Below are 16,535 nucleotides of genomic sequence, written 5' to 3' on the forward strand. Positions count from 1 at the left end.
GCCTTTGCTAATCGTTCGGGAAATGACATGCAACGTGTCGTTGGCTGCCCTTGACCGTGATGACCGGCGGCACCTCCCTGCATTTGGCCTGGGCGCGGGTGCAGCGAGGATGAAAGTGACAACCGGAGGGAGGCGCGGTCGGGCTGGGTATCTCACCCTTCAGCGGCACCAGGCGTGCCGGTTGCGGCTCCGCTTCGGGGATCGCGTCCAGAAGCGCCTGCGTGTAGGGATGAAGCGGCCTCGAAAATACCTCGTCGACGGGCCCGACCTCGACCAGCTTTCCCAGATAGAGAATGCCGACGCGCTCGCACAGGTGGTGCACGACGGCGAGATTGTGGGAGATGAACAGCATCGCCATGCGTTGCCGCTCGTGCAGGTCGCGCATCAGGTTGATGACCTGGGCCTGAACGGACACGTCGAGGGCCGACACAGGCTCGTCCGCAACCAGCAGCCGAGGGCTGCCTGCAAGCGCCCTCGCCAGAGCGATGCGCTGCCGCTGGCCACCGCTGAACTGCGATGGAAGCCTGTCGAGATGCTCGACGCTGAGCCCGACGGCCAGCAGGAGTTCGGCAACGCGTTCGCGCAGCGCCCTGCGTGCGACACGCTCATGGGTGATGATCGGCTCGCCGACGATCCTCTCGACGGTCCAGCGCGGGTTGAGCGAGCCATAGGGGTTCTGGAAGACAACCTGCACATCGCGGCGTCTCGCGCCAAGCTCCCGGTCGGACAGGGTCGACCATGGCTTGCCGTCCAGCTCGACGGCCCCTGCCGTCGGGCTCAGGAGATGGGCGACCATCGATCCAAGGGTGGATTTGCCGCTGCCGCTCTCGCCGACCAGTCCGAAGACTTCGCCCGGCATGATCTCAAAGGTCACGTCGTCGACGGCTCGCAGTGGGCGCGACCTGCCGAACAGCCCGCTAATGCCTTTCGACGCCGTCGGGAAATACTTCTGCAATCCGGTTGCCTTCAGCAGCGGCTTCCGGTCGTTGCCGGCATCGCTCGCCGGTGCGAGTTCGCCTTTCATGTCAGCAGGCTCCCGCGACCAGGTGACAGGCCACCAAGCGGCCGTCATCGACCGGCAACAGGCCGGGGTTGACCTCGGAACACTTCGGGATGGCGAATTGGCAACGGTCCTGGAAGATGCAGCCGGCGAACCGCTGCGACGGCGGCGGTACTGTTCCCGGTATGCTCTCCAGCACGCGATTGCGCGAACGAACGGATGGAACCGCGTTGAGCAGGCCCTTGGTGTAGGGGTGGAGGGGGGCGGCCAATATCTTCGAGGTCATCCCGCTCTCGACGATCGTGCCGGCATACATCACCGCCATGTTCTCGCAGATCTGGGCGATGACGCCGATGTCGTGGCTGATGAGGACGATCGCCGTCTGCAGCGTCGACTTCAGCTCCCTGATCAGTTCCAGGATCTGTGCCTGGATGGTGACGTCGAGCGCGGTCGTCGGCTCGTCGGCGATTATCAGCTTCGGCGACAACAGAATCGCGGAAGCAATCGCCACGCGCTGGCGCATACCGCCGCTTATTTCATGCGGATAGTTGGACAGGCGTTCGCGCGGGCTGGAAATGCCGACGCTTTCCAGGGCCTGCTCGCATATTTCGCGCGCTTGTGCTTTTGACAGCTCGGGCCGGTGGCAGCGGAGCTGCTCGGCAAGCTGCGCGCCGATGGTCATGACCGGGTTCAGCGTATTGCTCGGATCCTGGAAGATCATGGCAATGCCTGCGCCGCGAATCTTGCGCATCCTCTTCGGCGAGGATTCGAGAAGGTTCTCGCCGTCGAATTCGATCCTGCCGGTCACCTTTCCCGGCTTCGGAGTGAGGCCCATGATCGACAGGCCGGTTATGGACTTGCCGCAGCCGCTTTCGCCGGCAAGTCCGAGCGCCTCGCCCGACTTCACGGAAAAGGACACGCCCTGAACCGTATCGCGCAGGCGCGTCTGGTCGAAGTTGATGGTCACATCCTTGACCGACAGGATCGGCGACCGGGACGGAGGTGTCATCATCGCTGTGCGCTCTCCGGATTGGAGCCCGATTCACTGTCGAGCGCGTCCTGCAGGAAGTCGCCGAGAAGGTTGATCCCCATGGCGGTGAGGATGATCGCCAGGCTCGGAGCAAGAACGATCCACATGTTCTGGGTCAGAAAGCCCCGCCCTTCGCTGATCATCACGCCCCATGATGTCTGGGGAGGCTGCACGCCGAGCCCGAGAAAGCTCAGGGACGCCTCGAAGATCATCGCCCACGACAGGTCGAGCGTGGCCATCACGATGACCCCAGGCAGGATCGCCGGCATCAGATGCCGGCGAATGATGGTGAACGGGCCGACGCCTATGGAGCGTGCGGCGGTTACGTATTCGAGCGTCCGCAGTTTCATCACCTCGGCGCGGACCAGCCGGGCGTAGTTGATCCACAAGGTGGCGGCGAGCGCCAGGATCGCGGTCAGGGCGCCTGGCCCCAGGACGGCCAGGAATATGAGCGCTATCAGGATGAAAGGAAGCGACAGCTCGAAATCGGTGATCCGCATGATCAGGCTGTCGATGAAGCCGCCAAAATATCCCGCGATCAGACCGAGAAACGTTCCCACCACAAGAGCGCAGGCGACGACGACGAGGCTTACCCCCACCGACACGCGTGCGCCTGCGATGGTGCGGCTCAGAATGTCCCGGCCCAGATTGTCGGAGCCAAGAACATGTTGCCATGTGCCGCCATCGAAAACCGGCGGCAGGAACCGGTTCTGGACGATTTGGGCCGTCGGGTCGTGCGGCATCAGGAAATCGCCGAACAGGGTGGTGATCAAGGCGACGAGGACGATGACTAGGCCGGTCATTCCCTTCTTGCTGCGCAGCCGGGCAGCGACCCCGCGCAATTTCGAGGCGGCCGGGGCCACCTTGGCGACGTTGACGGTCTCTGCCGTCGTGGCGGCCGCCGCGGACTCGGCTAGGAGGCCGGACGAAGGACTGGGATCACTTGGCATGACGTATCCGCGGGTCTGCGATCTGATAGAGCATTTCCACCGCGATATTGATCAGCAGGAACATGACGGCGGTGACGGCCACGATCGCCTGGATAAGCGGATAGTCGCGCCATGACACCGCCTGAACGGCCAGCCGGCCGATGCCCAGCCACGCAAACACGTTCTCGACGATAAAGGCGCCGCTGAGCAGATATCCCATCTGCAGGCCGACGATCGTGATCGTGGGGATGAGGGCGGTGCGAAATGCATGCCGCATCACCACCGTGAATTCCGGCAGGCCTTTCGCCCGCGCAAAGCGCACATAGTCGGCCTTGAGAACCTCAATCATGGACGACCGGATCAGCCGCGTGTTCCACGCCACGACCGAGAAGGCCAGCGCGAATGCAGGAAGCGCCAGATGGCGCAGTGCACTGACAAGCGGCTGAATTCCCCGTCCTGACGCGAGGTCGAGAAGTCCGAAGATCAACCCCTGGCCTCCGCGTCCGGCGACCGGAAACCATTTTAGATGCAGGGAGAAGAAAAGGATGAGCACCACCCCCAGCACGAAGCTGGGAATGGAGACTCCAAGGATGCTCACAGCCGAAGCCACGCGGTCCAGGAACCGTCCGCGGAACAAGGCTGCCAGAATGCCCAGCGGCAAGGAGATCGCCAACGCCAGGAACATGGCTGCGAAGGTCAACTCCACCGTAGCAAGAAGCCGCTCGACGACCACTTCCGCCGCCGAGCGGCGGAAGCGTATCGATTCACCCATATCCCCCGAAGCGAACCGCTGGACCGAGCCGACCACCTGCGTCAGCAGGGATCCGTCCAGACCGAGCTGGCTGCGTAGCTCCTGTCGCTGTTCCTCCGTAATTCCCGGCGTGCCCGCCGTCATGATCTCGACCGGATCGCCGGGAATCATCCTCACCGCCACCACGACCGTGACGACGACGCAAAACAGGATCGCCGCCGCATGGCCCAGGCGCCGGAGGAAAAAGGGAATGAGATACATATCCGTCCTCGGGACGCGCCTCTTAGAGGTTGAGGTCCTGCAGGTGCACGAAACCAAGCGTGTCGATGCTGATTCCGGTCACCTCCTGGCGCGACGCGATCAGGTAGCCGGGCTCATAGAGCGGGGCCCAGAACGCCTGATCGACCAGGATGTCCTGGATGCCGAATACTAAATCCTTTCGCTCGGCGGCGTCGAATGACAGCCGCTGACCGTCCAGCTTGCCCTGCAGATCCGCGTTTTCCGGCGCAAAGCAGAAGTTGAGACCGCCGCCCTTGCCGAAGAGCGCAACGAGGATGTCGGGATCGCCGAAGGTGTAGTACAGCGCGACAGCCGTGCTCTCGCCCTTGCCGGCCAGCGCCAGCGCATCCCCGACCGGAAGGATCTGGACGGACATCTTGATGCCGACCGCGGCCAGATCGGCCTGGACGACTTCCGCGACACGCTTGAAGATCGGCGCGTCGAAGATGATCAGTTCGAACTCGAAACCGTCGCCGAGGCCGGCCGAGGCAAGCAGCTCCTTCGCCTTCGCCGGATCGAACGGATACTTGCTTTCGGTCGCCGGATTGTACTGCGGGAACACCGAAGTCAGCGGGCTTGCCGCGGGCTTGCCGTTGCCGTCCAGCACCAGGGCGATGATCTTTTCCTTGTCGACGGCAAGGTTGACCGCCTGGCGGGCTTCAAGCTTGTCGAAGGGCGGCTTCGACTGGTTGAAGATGATGCCGAACACGCTCGGCGCCTGCTGGCGGCTGATCCGCAGGCTCGGATCGGACTCGATCTCGCGGGCGCGGTCGAAGGGAACCGCATTGTCGCCGGCCAGCAGATCGACCTCGCCGCCCTGAAGGGCCGCAATACGGGTCGAATCCTCGGGGATCACCACATAGGTGGCAGCCTCGAGATGCGCCTTGCCGGCGTTCTCATACCACGGCGTTGCCCAGTCGTGCTCATCGTTGCGGACCAGCCTGATGCCGGTGTCCGGCTCCCATGCCTCCAGCTTGAACGGACCGGTGCCGATCGGCTGACGGCCGATCTTGTCGCCCATCGATTCGAACGCCGTCGGGCTCATCGGTGCGCAATAGCTGTAGCCAAGACCGACCCAGAGGGGAACGAAGGGCGACGTGTAGTGATATGCAACCGTCAGATCGTCTATCGCCTCGACCTTTTCCAAAGGCCCGAGCAGGAATGCGTTGGGGCTTGCCGTTTCCGGCGCCTGGTGACGCGCGACGGTCTTGGCGACCGCCTCGGCGTTGAACGGCGTGCCGTCATGGAATTTCACATCGGGACGAAGCTTGAACGTGACCGTCTTGTTCTCGTTGGAGAACTCCCAGCTCAGAGCCAGGCCCGGATAGACCTCACCCTTCTCATCGAGATAGATCAGGGTGTCCATGACCTGCCAGAGTATCTCGTGATCGACGAGATTGAACGTCTTCTGGGGATCAAGCGTCGTGGATTCGAGCGACCTTGCAACTCTCAACGTGCCGGTTCCGGCCTGCGCCCGCGCCGACTTCATGAAGCCGGGAGCCATTGCGAGGGCGCCCAGTGACAGCGCACCCCCCAACAGGGAACGCCGGGTAACGGCGTGCTGACGAGCGTAGTCGCGTGTCAGTTCCTCGAATTGCTTTCCGGGCAGGCCGGCGAGTTCATTTGCTGCAGTCTCGGTCGTCACATCGATCCTCCTGGTTGCCAGAGGCGTCCTCATGCCTCATGAACTTGCATCCTAGTCAAATTCCGAATACCGTCAATCGGTGCCTCCGTCAGATGCTGATATCAGCAATTTAGGCTGATTTTTGTGGATAAACGGTAGGTTGGCGAACCTTCGGAAACGTGGTTGTGGAATTGACACGCTTGACTAGCTTGAAAATCAGGAAAGTCTTTCCGGATGAATAAAAGTCAACTCGATTCCGCTCTCGACCGCTTCGACTTGGCGCGCGCGCACGGCGTCGCGATTGCAGCCGTGAAGGACGGAGCTGTCGTCTATTCGCGTGCAGCCGGCATGGCGTCGGTGGAATTCGCCGTGCCCAATTCCATGGATACGCGCTTCCGCATCGCGTCCCTGACGAAGCAGTTTCTCGCCTATGCGCTGCTTCAGCTCGCGGAGGAGGGCGTTCTCGACCTGGACGCGGACCTGCGGAGCGAAGTTCCCGCGCTCGCTCGGTACCAGGTGAAGATAAGCCTGCGCCATCTGCTGGAAAACACCAGCGGGTTGCGCGATATCTTCGACCTTCTTGTCCTGCGCGGACAGGACATCGAGGCCCCGATCTCCGACCCCGAGATCGATGCGTTGCTGGAGCGCCAGCAGGGCCTCAACTTCACCCCGGGCTCGCTGTTCGTTTATTCGAATTCCGGCTTCCGATTCGCGTCCCGTCTGGCCGAAAAAGCGACCTCGCAACCGCTCGAGACGATCCTGCGCACGCGGATATTCGAACCGCTCGGCATGACCGCGACGGAGCTTTGCCGCCATGAAAGCGCCGTCCTGCCCGGCTTGGCGACAGGATACCAGGCCGATGGCGACACCATCCGTAAGGCAGGCTACGGCCTTTCCTTCAACGGCGATGCCGGCCTCGTCTCCAGCGCGAACGATCTGGTGACCTGGGAGCGCGCCATGCCCGGGTTGCGGGTTCTCGGAAGTCCTCTCGAGGCAAAACTTTCCGAGGCGGCGCGTTACCACAATGGACGTTCAGGCAGCTACGGGCTGGGTACATTCTCGACCACATGGCGCGGTCTGCGTGTCTCGGGCCATGGCGGGCTTCTGCCCGGCTTCACTTCCAAGTTGCTGAGGTTCCCGGAAAAGGGCGTCTCGATCATCGTGCTGGCCAATTCGTCGGACACCGACGTCGTCAAGCTCGCATCCTTGACGGCAGCGGCGGTGATGGACGACGCGCCGCCGGAGCAGGAGCTTCCCGGCGATCTCGGTGGCCGGACCGGTCTCTACATCGATCGCGACCGGGACGAGTTGCTCGAACTGGCGTTCAACGAGGGCAGGGCGGTCGTGCGCATGCACGCGATGGAGTTCCCTCTCGAGACACAGGACGAAGCCTGCGTACGGATAAAATATTCCGCGATCGACCGCCAACTGGCGCTCAAGGACGACGGGCTCAGCCTTCTGGAAGGCGGAGAGGAACATGGCCTCTCCAGACTGTCGCCCTATGCCGGTGGGCATGCCGATCTCGATCGCTTCGTTGGCCAGTTTTACTCTCCGGACCTTGAGGCGACTTACCGTTTCTTCCGCGATGGCGATACGTTGAAACTGTCCATCGAAGGCCCCGCCGGGCGTGCGGCCTATAACCTTGAGCGACTGGAGCAAACCTTGTTTGCCGGATGCTCGGGGCAAGGCTACTGGCTGCCCTACCAGATCGCGATCCGTTTTGTCGGAGAGGGCGGTTTCGACGCCATCCGACTGACGACCGGTCGAACCAAATCGCTTCGGCTCTCGAGAAGCAGCTCATAGAGCCACCGAAAAACAACATCAGCCCAAAAAGGAGACAGACTTGAGTAAGATACTGCGCGTTTTGTTTGCCGGAGAATCGTGGTTCACCCACACCCAGCATGTGAAGGGCTTCGATTCGTTCGAGGAATGCAGCTACGGCGAAGGCGGTGATCATCTGATCGAGGCGCTTCGCGGAGCCGGGATCGACGTCACCTATTTCCCGAACCACATCGCCAACCGCGACTTTCCGATGACCCGGGAAGAGATCGACAAGTTCGACGTCGTCATTCTGAGCGATATCGGCGCCAACACGCTTCTTCTGCCGCGCAAGTCGTTCAACGAGGCGCAACGCACCCCCAATCGTCTGGACCTCATCCGCGACTACGTACAGAACGGCGGCGGCTTCCTGATGGTTGGCGGATATCTGACGTTCCAGGGCATCCAGGCCAAGGGCAACTGGGCCGGAACCGCCGTCGATGCTATCCTGCCCGTCGAACTGCAGCACAAGGATGATCGGTCCGAGCATCCGGAAGGTATTACGCCCGTGGTCGCCAAGGCAGAGCATCCCATCGTGCAGGGACTGCCGGCCTGGCCTCATCTGCTAGGCTACAACCGCGCCGCCCTCCGGCCGGATTCGGATCTGATCGTCACCGTCGGAAACGATCCGCTGGTTGCGGTGAGAGAGGTCGGCAAGGGCCGCACCGGCGTGTTTTCGTCCGACTGCGGTCCGCATTGGGGACCGCCGGAGTTCGTCAACTGGGAAGGCTATCCGCCGTTCTGGACCAACCTGGTCCGGTGGCTCGCCAAGCAATAATCCGCAAGCAGGGGGCAGGCGGTTCGCTGCCTGCCTCCCCATCATACCCAAAGACTGCAACTTGAATTTTCAGTGAGGAATTGACGTGGCGTCCTATCGCTTGAGAGAAGTGGAACTTCCTTCCATCACCTCCCCCAAGATCATGCCGGAGATCGCGGACAGCGTCTATGCGGACCGGTTCCAGACCTTCCTTGACCGTGCGGCGAAGCAGGGCATCGATACGGTGGTCGTCTATGCCGATCGTGAGCATTGCGCGAACATGGCCTACCTCACCGGCTTCGATCCGAGATTCGAGGAAGCGTTGCTTGTGTGTTCGGTCAAGGGCGGCACTCCCGTCATCGTTACCGGACCGGAATGCCAGCCGCGTGCAGCCAATGCGCGCATACCGGTTTCCACGAAGCTCTATCCTCCCTTCGGCCTGCTCGGCCAGGACCGCAGGCAGACGCCAGCATTGCTGGACCTGCTGTCCGATTGCGGCATCAGGCAAGGCGCCAGGATCGGGGTTGCCGGATGGAAATATTTCACCAGCCTGGAATCCCCGAACCCCAACAGCTGGATCGAGATCCCCGGCTACGTTCTCGACGGGATCAGGACGCTGGCGGGCGCGAGCGCTGAGATCACAAATATCGGTTCCATCCTCATGAACGCCAGCGACGGCATGCGGGCCATCAATGAGCTTGAGCAACTGGCTCAGTTCGAATTCGCCGCCGCAAGCGTCTCGGACGCGATGCAACGGGTGATCGGCCAGATTCGTCCCGGCCAGAGCGAATACGAGATGCTGTCGAAGGCGATGCTGCCTGGGATACCTCTCAACTCACACCTGATGCTGTCCACCGGCGAGCGCGCCCGCGCCGACGGCCTCAACGGCCCCTCGTCGCGCATTGCAAAGAAGGGCGATCCCATCTCGATGGCCTTCGGCCAATGGGGTGCGCTGACGGCGCGCGGAGGCTGGATCGCCGAGGATGCGGGCGACCTGCCTCTTGAGGTCCAGGACTATGTCGAGAAACTGGCCGGACCGTTCTTTGAAACTGTGCGAGAGTGGTACCAGACCATCGGCATTGGCGTCGTCGGCGGCGACATCGATGCGATGGTCCGCTCGCGCCTGGGGGACAAGTTCTTCAATCTCATCCTGGTTCCCGGCCACCTGATCCATCTCGACGAATGGATGAACACCCCGATCTATCCGGGCAGCACGGAAACCTTCAGTAGCGGGCAGGCGGTCCAGATGGACATCATCCCTGCAACCGGAACGCCCTACTTCACCACCAACATGGAAGACGGAATTGCGCTGCTGGACGAAAACGGGCGCGCCGCGTTGAAGGAACGCTATCCCGATCTCCACGACCGGGCTGAAGCAAGGCGCGCCTACATGGCGGACGTCATCGGCATCAAGCTGAAGCCGGAAGTCATCCCGCTGAGCAATACGTGCGGCATCCTACAGCCATTCGTGCTCAGTCCGAATCGCATCCTGGTCGCAAACTAGGTCGCGGCGCATCGGCATGGATCACAAGCAGATGATCGTCATCCTCGGTGTATTCGTCGCCGATACCGCGTACCGGGCCGCCCGGCAGCCGCGGGTGGGGGAGACCGTCATGGGGTCCTCCTTCCACCTCGGCCCGGGGGGCAAGGGTTCGAACCAGGCTGTCGCCGCCGGCAGGCTGGGCGCCGACGTCACGTTCCTTACACGACTTGGCGTCGATGCCTTTGCCGAGCTGGCAAAGCAGACCTGGGCTGCAGCCGGGGTCACCAGCGCGGCGATCGCTACGCCCGACAGCTATACGGGCGCGGCTTATATCTTCGTGGAGGAGACGACTGGCAACAATGCCATCATCGTCAGCCCTGGAGCGGCCTCTCTCCTGTCGCCGGATGACATCGACGCCAACGCCGATGTCATCCGTTCTGCCAGCGTGTTCGTGACGCAACTCGAGCAGCCGGTCGAAACGGCCCTGCATGCGCTGCAAATCGCGCGCGCGGCCAAAGTGAAGACGGTCCTCAACCCAGCACCGGCAGCCGAGCTCCCGGAACATATGTATGGGCTTTGCGACTATCTCACTCCCAATGAAACCGAGGCCGAGGCATTGACCGGCATGAAGGTCTCGTCAGTCGACGACGCCAGGCGGGCCGCCGACGTCCTGCTCGCCAGGGGTGTCGGAACCGTGATCGTGACATTGGGCGACAAGGGCGCGCTGGTGCATTCCGCGCAGGGCTCGCACCATGTGCCCGCCCTCCATGCCGGGCCTGTCGCCGAGACGACCGGCGCGGGCGACGCTTTCACGGGCGGGCTGGCGGTTGCGCTCTCACGAGGCGCAGAAGCTATCGAAGCCGTCCGTTTCGCATCTGCGGTCGCCGGCATTTCAGTGACGCGGGCGGGAACCGCCCCATCCATGCCGACGCTGCCGGAGGTCGAGGCCCTGCTCGCCGCGCAGCGGCCAACCGCAACGCCTTCGACAGAGAAATAGCATGACCAAAGCGAAGATTGATGCACAACGGCTGCTCGGCCGGCTTGACGCTTTTGCCGCCATTGGCGCCACCCAGGGCGGCGGCGTCAACCGTCAGGCCCTTTCGCAGGAGGATCGGCGGGCGCGCCAGTTACTGACCGAGTTGGCGCAAGCCCGTGGCTTTACCGTTCACCAGGACGCAATCGCGAACCTGTTCGTGCGGCGGACGGGCAAGGATAGCTCCCATGCGCCTTTCCTGATGGGCAGCCATCTCGACAGCCAGATTACCGGTGGACGCTTCGACGGCGTGCTCGGAACGCTGGCCGCCTTCGAGGTCCTGGAAGCTTTGGAGGATGCCGGCATCGAGACGCCCATAGCTGTGGAAGCTGTGGCCTGGATGAACGAGGAAGGCTGTCGCTATCAGCCGGGCTGCATGGGTTCGATGGCTTTCGCCACCGGCTCGATCCCCGACGGCTGGGCAACGCTGCGCAGCAATGACGGGCGACTGTTTCGCGACGACTTGCAGGCCGCGCTGGACGCGCTGCCGCAGGCTGCGATGCGCCCGCTCGGATTTCCAATAGCCGGTTACCTCGAACTTCATATCGAGCAGGGACCATCCCTGGAGCGCGCCGATGTTCCCATCGGCATCGTCGAGGGGATTCAGGGAACCCGGTGGCTGGAAATCTCGATCAAGGGACAGGCAGCGCATGCCGGCACCACCCCGCTCGAGTTCCGTCGCGACCCGATGGCTGCGGCGGCGAGCGCTCTTTCCGAGTTGTACGCCGAGATCATGCCTCGGGATGCACGGGCCCGTTTTACCGTCGGCAAATTTGTGGTCGCACCGGGTACCGTCAACGCCATCCCCGAGCAGGTGGATTTTACGGTGGACCTGCGCCATCCACAGAACACCGAGCTCGACCGCCTCGTATCCTTCATCGAAACCACCTGCACGGAGGCGGCGGTCGCTGTCGGTTGCGAGACGCATATACGCCGTGTCTTCGACATGGCGCCAACCGATTTTTCGGAGACCCTGCTGGACGAGATCAGGCAGGCGGCCGACGGATTGGGGCTTTCATACAGACCCCTGCTTTCCGGCGCATTCCACGACGCGCTCTTTGTCAACAGGGTCGCGCCGACCGCGATGATCTTCGTGCCTTGTCGAGCCGGCTTGAGTCACAACGAAGCCGAGCACGTCGAGCCGCAACATACCGTCGCCGGCGCACAGGTGCTGTTCGATTCCGTGCTGAACATTCTCGGGAAACTTGACTGAAATAGCATCGACGATGAGGGGCCCGCCGCAGCTGCTTGGAGAATGGCTGGAAAGGCAAGGGTGTCATGAACGCCCGCCAGGGCTTGAGGTCTTGGTTCGCCAGGAGCAGACAGTCCGGGCCGAAACCTTTCGCATTGGCTGTGGGCGCTGTTGTCTATGTGCCTGGGATCGTCGTTCGGACGAAGATGGAAAACAGCTCTCTCTGTGACGAGATGCGCATCTTGGCGTAGATGTTCTTGCGATGGATGCGGACCGTGCCCGCCGATATGCCGAGCACGCTGGCGATCGACTCGGACGAATGACCCTCGAGGACGAGCCCGACGACCTGGAGTTCGCGGGGCGTCAGCGCCGGCATGTCGCGGGCCTTCAGGGCTTCCTGAACGGTGCGCCGCAGGACCTCCTTGTCGTCCTCCACGTGGCTTGCCGTCTTCAGGCGCTCTTCGGTTCGCCAGTGCATTTCGGCGATGCGTCGAACCAGGGGCTCGACCGTGCGCAAGGTCCGCAGGTCGTGGGCGGAAAATCCGGGCTGGCTCGGCGCGCGCATCAAGGACGTGACGATGATCCAGTTGTCCTTGCCGGGAATGAAGAAGCCGATCTCGTCCACCGGGCCGGTCTGGACATAATAGGACTTATAGTACTCGCTCTTGTAGAACTGGTCCGGCGCGACATCGCCAAGCCTGTAGAGGCCAGAGGGGATGCTGTTTGTGGCGGCCTTGTAGAAAGGGTCGAGCAAGTAGGGCCCGATCTCGTATTCCTTCACGTGGATGTCGAACTGTTTCGGTCCGAATGTATGATGCAGGCAGACCGGTATGCCCGGGCCGCTGTATGCGAAACTCACCGTGTAGTCGAAAGGGGCAAGGCGCTGGACCGTGGCGGCGAACGCGTCGGGAAAGTCGTGGCTGCCCACTTGCGAAATCAGGTCGCCGAGGCCCGCAAACCACTCGGGCTGGGACAGGAGCCGCCTGCCGGATGCGGCTTCGACGCCATTCTTTGTCACGCCGATCCTCCTATCACAAAAGGCATATGCCTTTTAGATTACCCTGAATGGGAAATATCCCATCGGCAGGGTATTCTTATAGGCTTTGCTCGATTTGTGGAATATGCCTCCAATGGCGCTCGGCGTTGAGGAGGCTACTGTCGGATGCATATTGCGAGCTTGCCTCATCAGGCTCGTTTAGGAGGCAGACGACAGGTCTTCGCAGGTCGTTGGGAGGGTTCAAGTGGAGGATGCCAGCGAGCGGTCAGGCGGTGCCTGCGACGTGCTGACGGATAGCCGATCCGTCGGTCTGGATGCTGCCGAATGCCGTGCTCTCTTCGTGCCAGTCCGCGGGCTTCTGCCCGACCGGTGCCCATCCGATGACCGAATCTGGCGGCAGGTCGAAAACCATAACCAAGCAAGGGGAACTACGATGTATGGAAACGGCTCACGGTTACGTATGCTCATAGCGACTTCGCTGCTGGCGACGAGCGCTGCATTGGTTCTCGTCGGCGAGGCGGGAGCCTGGTCGCTCGAGGAGGCAGCCGCGCCCTACAAGGGCACGACTATCCGCACCATAGGCGAGGCGCTGCCGCCGCTCGAGGCGATGAAGAAGCTGGCGCCGGAGTTCGAGAAGCGCACCGGCATCACGGTCGAGATCGAGATGTACGAGGCTTCCGAGACCGCCAGCAAGGTGATGCTCGACCTCAACTCCAAGCGCGGCCGCTACGACTTCATCCTCCAGCAGCACCGCAACGTCGGCAAGTTCGTCACCAATGGCCATGTCGAGCCGATCGAGCAGTTCATGACGTCTGCTGAGTTGCGCGACCCCGAATTCAAGCCGGAGGAGCAGCTCTACCAGGGCCTCTGGAAGGAAATCTCCTGGTATGACGGCAAGGCTTACGGCTTCCCGTTCACCGCGCTCACCATGTACGAATGGTATCGGGCCGACCTGCTGTCGGATCCCAAGGAGCAGGAAGGCTTCAAGGCGAAATACGGCTACGACCTCGGCCCGGCGCAGGACTGGAAGCAGTACCGCGACATCGCCGAGTGGTTCACGCGTCCCGACCAGGGTCTTTACGGCACGGCGATCCAGGGCAAGCGCCACGAGGCGCTGTGGTACGAGTGGCTGAACTTCCTCTATTCGTTCGGCGGCGACATGCTCGAAGTGAAGACGGGTTCCGAATGCGGCCCGGTCATCGTCAACAGCCCGCAGGCGATCGCCGCCACCGAATACTATAAGAGCCTGATGGCCTTCTCGCCGCCGGACACGCTCAACTACTTCTGGGACGACGTCATGGCGCTGATGCAGCAGGGCAAGGTCGCCGAGCTGATCATGTGGAACGATGCGACCTACGCGGTCGCCGTCGACGAGAACGTGTCGACGGTCGTCGGCAAGATGGGCTTTGACATCGTGCCGCAGGGCGAGGGCGGCAAGGTCGCCCAGGTCGAGGGCTGGTCCTACCTCATCCCGACCGCGGCCAAGAACAAGGAGGCCGCCTACCTCTTCATCCAGTGGATGATGGAATACGACCAGCAGCTCGAGCAGCACCTCAACGGCGGCGCCACCCCGCGTCCCGACGTCTATGCCTCGGCCGAGGTGCAGAAGCTGCCCTACGCCAAGGCGTCGATGGCGTCCAACGAGGTGGCCAAGCCCAAGCCCACCATCCCGCAGTCGAGCGAGATGACCGACATCCTCGTGCGCGAAATCTCCTCCTACCTGGCCGACGAGAAGACGGCCAAGGAAGCGCTCGACGAGTCGGCCAAGGAAATCTCGGCGGTGCTGGGCTCCTGCGCGCCGATGAAATATCCGGTGCAGTGAAGACTGCGATCGCGTGAAATGATCCCGTGGGGAGCAAGGCCCCACGGGAGAACGCCAGGCACCTCATGACCACAACAGCACAACCTTCGCGGGGACAGATCCTGCTCGACCGCGGCGCATCGCTGCCGCTGATCCTGCCGGCGACGCTGCTCGTCCTCGTTTTCCTCGTCGGGCCGTTTTATTACATGGCCTACACGGCGATGACCGACCTGAGCTTCGCCAACCCGGACCAGAACGGCGCCTTCATCGGCTTCGACAATTTCCGCAAGCTGGTGCGCGAGGACACGATCTTCTGGGGCTCGTTCTGGCGCACCATCCGCTTCGTCGCCATCGCCGTCTCGATCGAGTTCGTGATCGGCTTCGCGCTCGCCTGGCTGATCTGGCGCTACGTCGAACGGCAGCGCCTGCTTACGACGCTGCTCCTCGTGCCGATGATGCTGGCGCCGGTCGCCGTAGGCCTCATCTGGCGCCTGCTGCTGCAGGGCGACTTCGGCATGGCGACGCATTATCTGCGCGCGGTAGGCCTCTTGTCCCAATCGAGCGCCGTCTTCTCGACGCCGAGCCTGGTCATGCCCACCATCATCGCCATCGACGTGTGGCAGTGGACGCCGTTCGTCACGCTGATCATCCTCGCCGGACTGATGAGCATGCCGCGCTCGCCGTTCGAGGCCGCGACCATGGACGGTGCCGGTCCCTGGCGGCAGTTCTTCGACATCATGCTGCCACTGCTGAGGCCGATCATCGCGCTGGTGCTGCTGCTGCGCGGCATCGACGCCTTCAAGGAGTTCGACAAGGTCTTCATCATGACCGGCGGCGGTCCGGGCACCGTCTCGGAGCTGCTGTCGATCTACGCCTACCGGGTGAACTTCAAGACGTGGAACCTCGGCTACGGCGCCGCGGTCTCCTTCATGGTCTATCTCGTCGTGCTGATCCTGTGCTCGGTCTTCTACAAGGCCGTCTACTGGAAGTCCGCTGACCAGAGGGCCCAGGCATGAGCAAATCCTGGAAGATACTCGCCTTCGGCATTCTCGCCTGCGTGTTGGTGATCGCGCTCACGCCCTACGTCTGGATCCTGCTCACCTCCTTCAAGGGTCGCCTCGACATCCTGTCGCCGCAGCCGACCTGGTTCTTCACGCCGACCTTCGCCAACTATCCGGCCGTCTTCATCGACAAGGAATATCTGCCGCTCGTCTTCAATTCGCTGATCATCGCGTGCGGCTCGACGGCCCTGTCGATCATGATCGGCGCACCGGCGGCCTATGTCTTCGCGCGCACGGATTTCGCCGGCAAGGAAGACCTGTTCTTCTTCTTCCTGACGACGCGCATGGCGCCGCCGATCTCGATCGCCGTGCCGCTCTTCCTGTTCTTCACGACCCTCGGCCTCACCGACACGATCTACGCCGTGGTCATCGCGCACACGACCTTCAACCTGTCGCTGGTCGTCTGGATGATGCGCGGTTTCTTCGCCGAGATCCCGAAGGAGATCGACGAGGCCGCGATGATGGACGGGCGCTCCAAGCTCGGCGCCTTCGTGCGCGTCATCGTGCCGCTCGCCGCCCCCGGGCTCGCGGCGACCGCGGTGCTCTGTTTCATCATGTCCTGGAACGAGTTCCTCTACGCCTTCATCCTGGTGGCGTTCGAGGGCCGGCCGCTGACGGTCGGAATTCCCGGTCTGATCACGCCACACGGCACCTTGTGGGGCCAGGTCGCCGCGGTAGCGGTGGTCGCGACCCTGCCGATCATCGTCTTCACCTTTCTCGTCCAGAAGCACCTCGTGCGCGGCCTGACTTTCGGCGCGGTGAAGGGCTGAGGGGCCAGCG

14 protein-coding genes are annotated in these 16,535 nt (G+C 62.6%); 8 read left to right on the forward strand and 6 right to left on the reverse strand.

From position 1 onward, the window contains the following. Positions 1-7 precede the first annotated feature (7 nt). The 5 genes from D8676_RS07045 to D8676_RS07065 are packed head-to-tail and all read right to left on the reverse strand — an operon-like array spanning position 8 to position 5,634. On the reverse strand, positions 8-1,024 hold the full coding sequence (locus D8676_RS07045; protein ID WP_121580127.1) for an oligopeptide/dipeptide ABC transporter ATP-binding protein: 1,017 nt from the start codon (positions 1,022-1,024) through the stop codon (positions 8-10). Between the two features lies 1 nt (position 1,025). Beyond that, on the reverse strand, positions 1,026-2,012 hold the full coding sequence (locus D8676_RS07050) for an ABC transporter ATP-binding protein (RefSeq protein ID WP_245426650.1): 987 nt from the start codon (positions 2,010-2,012) through the stop codon (positions 1,026-1,028). Further along, positions 2,009-2,980 (reverse strand): ABC transporter permease, encoded by a 972-nt coding sequence (locus tag D8676_RS07055; protein ID WP_121580128.1) that lies wholly within the window; start codon positions 2,978-2,980, stop codon positions 2,009-2,011. Before D8676_RS07055 ends, D8676_RS07050 begins: the two co-directional genes overlap by 4 nt. Beyond that, a complete protein-coding gene (locus D8676_RS07060) occupies positions 2,970-3,971 on the reverse strand; it encodes an ABC transporter permease (protein WP_121580129.1) in 1,002 nt (333 codons plus the stop codon). Before D8676_RS07060 ends, D8676_RS07055 begins: the two co-directional genes overlap by 11 nt. A gap of 22 nt (positions 3,972-3,993) precedes the next feature. Continuing rightward, entirely contained in the window at positions 3,994-5,634 is a 1,641-nt protein-coding gene (locus tag D8676_RS07065) for an ABC transporter substrate-binding protein (protein ID WP_183097009.1), read from the reverse strand. Positions 5,635-5,847: 213 nt separating this feature from the next. Here D8676_RS07065 and D8676_RS07070 point away from each other — a divergent pair, with 213 nt between their 5' ends. The 5 genes from D8676_RS07070 (at position 5,848) to D8676_RS07090 (ending at position 11,917) form a co-directional block, all read left to right on the forward strand. Continuing rightward, positions 5,848-7,416: a serine hydrolase domain-containing protein gene (locus tag D8676_RS07070; RefSeq protein ID WP_121580131.1), complete on the forward strand. Its 1,569-nt coding sequence runs from the start codon at positions 5,848-5,850 to the stop codon at positions 7,414-7,416. 40 nt (positions 7,417-7,456) lie between these two features. Then, a complete protein-coding gene (locus D8676_RS07075) occupies positions 7,457-8,209 on the forward strand; it encodes a glutamine amidotransferase (protein WP_210210708.1) in 753 nt (250 codons plus the stop codon). A 109-nt stretch (positions 8,210-8,318) separates the two neighbouring features. Continuing rightward, a complete protein-coding gene (locus tag D8676_RS07080; RefSeq protein ID WP_121580132.1) occupies positions 8,319-9,692 on the forward strand; it encodes an aminopeptidase P family N-terminal domain-containing protein in 1,374 nt (457 codons plus the stop codon). Between the two features lie 16 nt (positions 9,693-9,708). Further along, on the forward strand, positions 9,709-10,668 hold the full coding sequence (gene rbsK / locus D8676_RS07085) for a ribokinase (protein WP_121580133.1): 960 nt from the start codon (positions 9,709-9,711) through the stop codon (positions 10,666-10,668). A gap of 1 nt (position 10,669) precedes the next feature. Continuing rightward, positions 10,670-11,917 (forward strand): Zn-dependent hydrolase, encoded by a 1,248-nt coding sequence (locus D8676_RS07090; protein ID WP_121580134.1) that lies wholly within the window; start codon positions 10,670-10,672, stop codon positions 11,915-11,917. A gap of 154 nt (positions 11,918-12,071) precedes the next feature. Here the strand turns inward: D8676_RS07090 and D8676_RS07095 are convergent, their stop codons facing one another. Beyond that, positions 12,072-12,914 (reverse strand): LuxR family transcriptional regulator, encoded by an 843-nt coding sequence (locus tag D8676_RS07095; protein WP_121580135.1) that lies wholly within the window; start codon positions 12,912-12,914, stop codon positions 12,072-12,074. A 439-nt stretch (positions 12,915-13,353) separates the two neighbouring features. Here D8676_RS07095 and D8676_RS07100 point away from each other — a divergent pair, with 439 nt between their 5' ends. The 3 genes from D8676_RS07100 (at position 13,354) to D8676_RS07110 (ending at position 16,525) form a co-directional block, all read left to right on the forward strand. Beyond that, entirely contained in the window at positions 13,354-14,715 is a 1,362-nt protein-coding gene (locus D8676_RS07100) for a sugar ABC transporter substrate-binding protein (protein ID WP_183097010.1), read from the forward strand. A gap of 65 nt (positions 14,716-14,780) precedes the next feature. Continuing rightward, a complete protein-coding gene (locus D8676_RS07105) occupies positions 14,781-15,710 on the forward strand; it encodes a sugar ABC transporter permease (protein WP_121580137.1) in 930 nt (309 codons plus the stop codon). Next, complete coding sequence (locus D8676_RS07110) at positions 15,707-16,525, forward strand: carbohydrate ABC transporter permease (protein WP_121580138.1); 819 nt, start codon at positions 15,707-15,709, stop codon at positions 16,523-16,525. Before D8676_RS07105 ends, D8676_RS07110 begins: the two co-directional genes overlap by 4 nt. Positions 16,526-16,535: the final 10 nt, after the last annotated feature.

It is taken from the genome of Mesorhizobium sp. YM1C-6-2 (genome assembly GCF_003666685.1).
Lineage (GTDB): Bacteria > Pseudomonadota > Alphaproteobacteria > Rhizobiales > Rhizobiaceae > Mesorhizobium_K.

Bases quoted from the DNA above. Each gene is read 5' to 3' on its own strand.
- D8676_RS07045 (WP_121580127.1), bottom strand. From the start codon at position 1,024: ATGAAAGGCGAACTCGCACCGGCGAGCGATGCCGGCAACGACCGGAAG.
- D8676_RS07050 (WP_245426650.1), bottom strand. From the start codon at position 2,012: ATGATGACACCTCCGTCCCGGTCGCCGATCCTGTCGGTCAAGGATGTG.
- D8676_RS07055 (WP_121580128.1), bottom strand. From the start codon at position 2,980: ATGCCAAGTGATCCCAGTCCTTCGTCCGGCCTCCTAGCCGAGTCCGCG.
- D8676_RS07060 (WP_121580129.1), bottom strand. From the start codon at position 3,971: ATGTATCTCATTCCCTTTTTCCTCCGGCGCCTGGGCCATGCGGCGGCG.
- D8676_RS07070 (WP_121580131.1), top strand. From the start codon at position 5,848: ATGAATAAAAGTCAACTCGATTCCGCTCTCGACCGCTTCGACTTGGCG.
- rbsK (WP_121580133.1), top strand. From the start codon at position 9,709: ATGGATCACAAGCAGATGATCGTCATCCTCGGTGTATTCGTCGCCGAT.
- D8676_RS07090 (WP_121580134.1), top strand. From the start codon at position 10,670: ATGACCAAAGCGAAGATTGATGCACAACGGCTGCTCGGCCGGCTTGAC.
- D8676_RS07100 (WP_183097010.1), top strand. From the start codon at position 13,354: ATGCTCATAGCGACTTCGCTGCTGGCGACGAGCGCTGCATTGGTTCTC.
- D8676_RS07105 (WP_121580137.1), top strand. From the start codon at position 14,781: ATGACCACAACAGCACAACCTTCGCGGGGACAGATCCTGCTCGACCGC.
- D8676_RS07110 (WP_121580138.1), top strand. From the start codon at position 15,707: ATGAGCAAATCCTGGAAGATACTCGCCTTCGGCATTCTCGCCTGCGTG.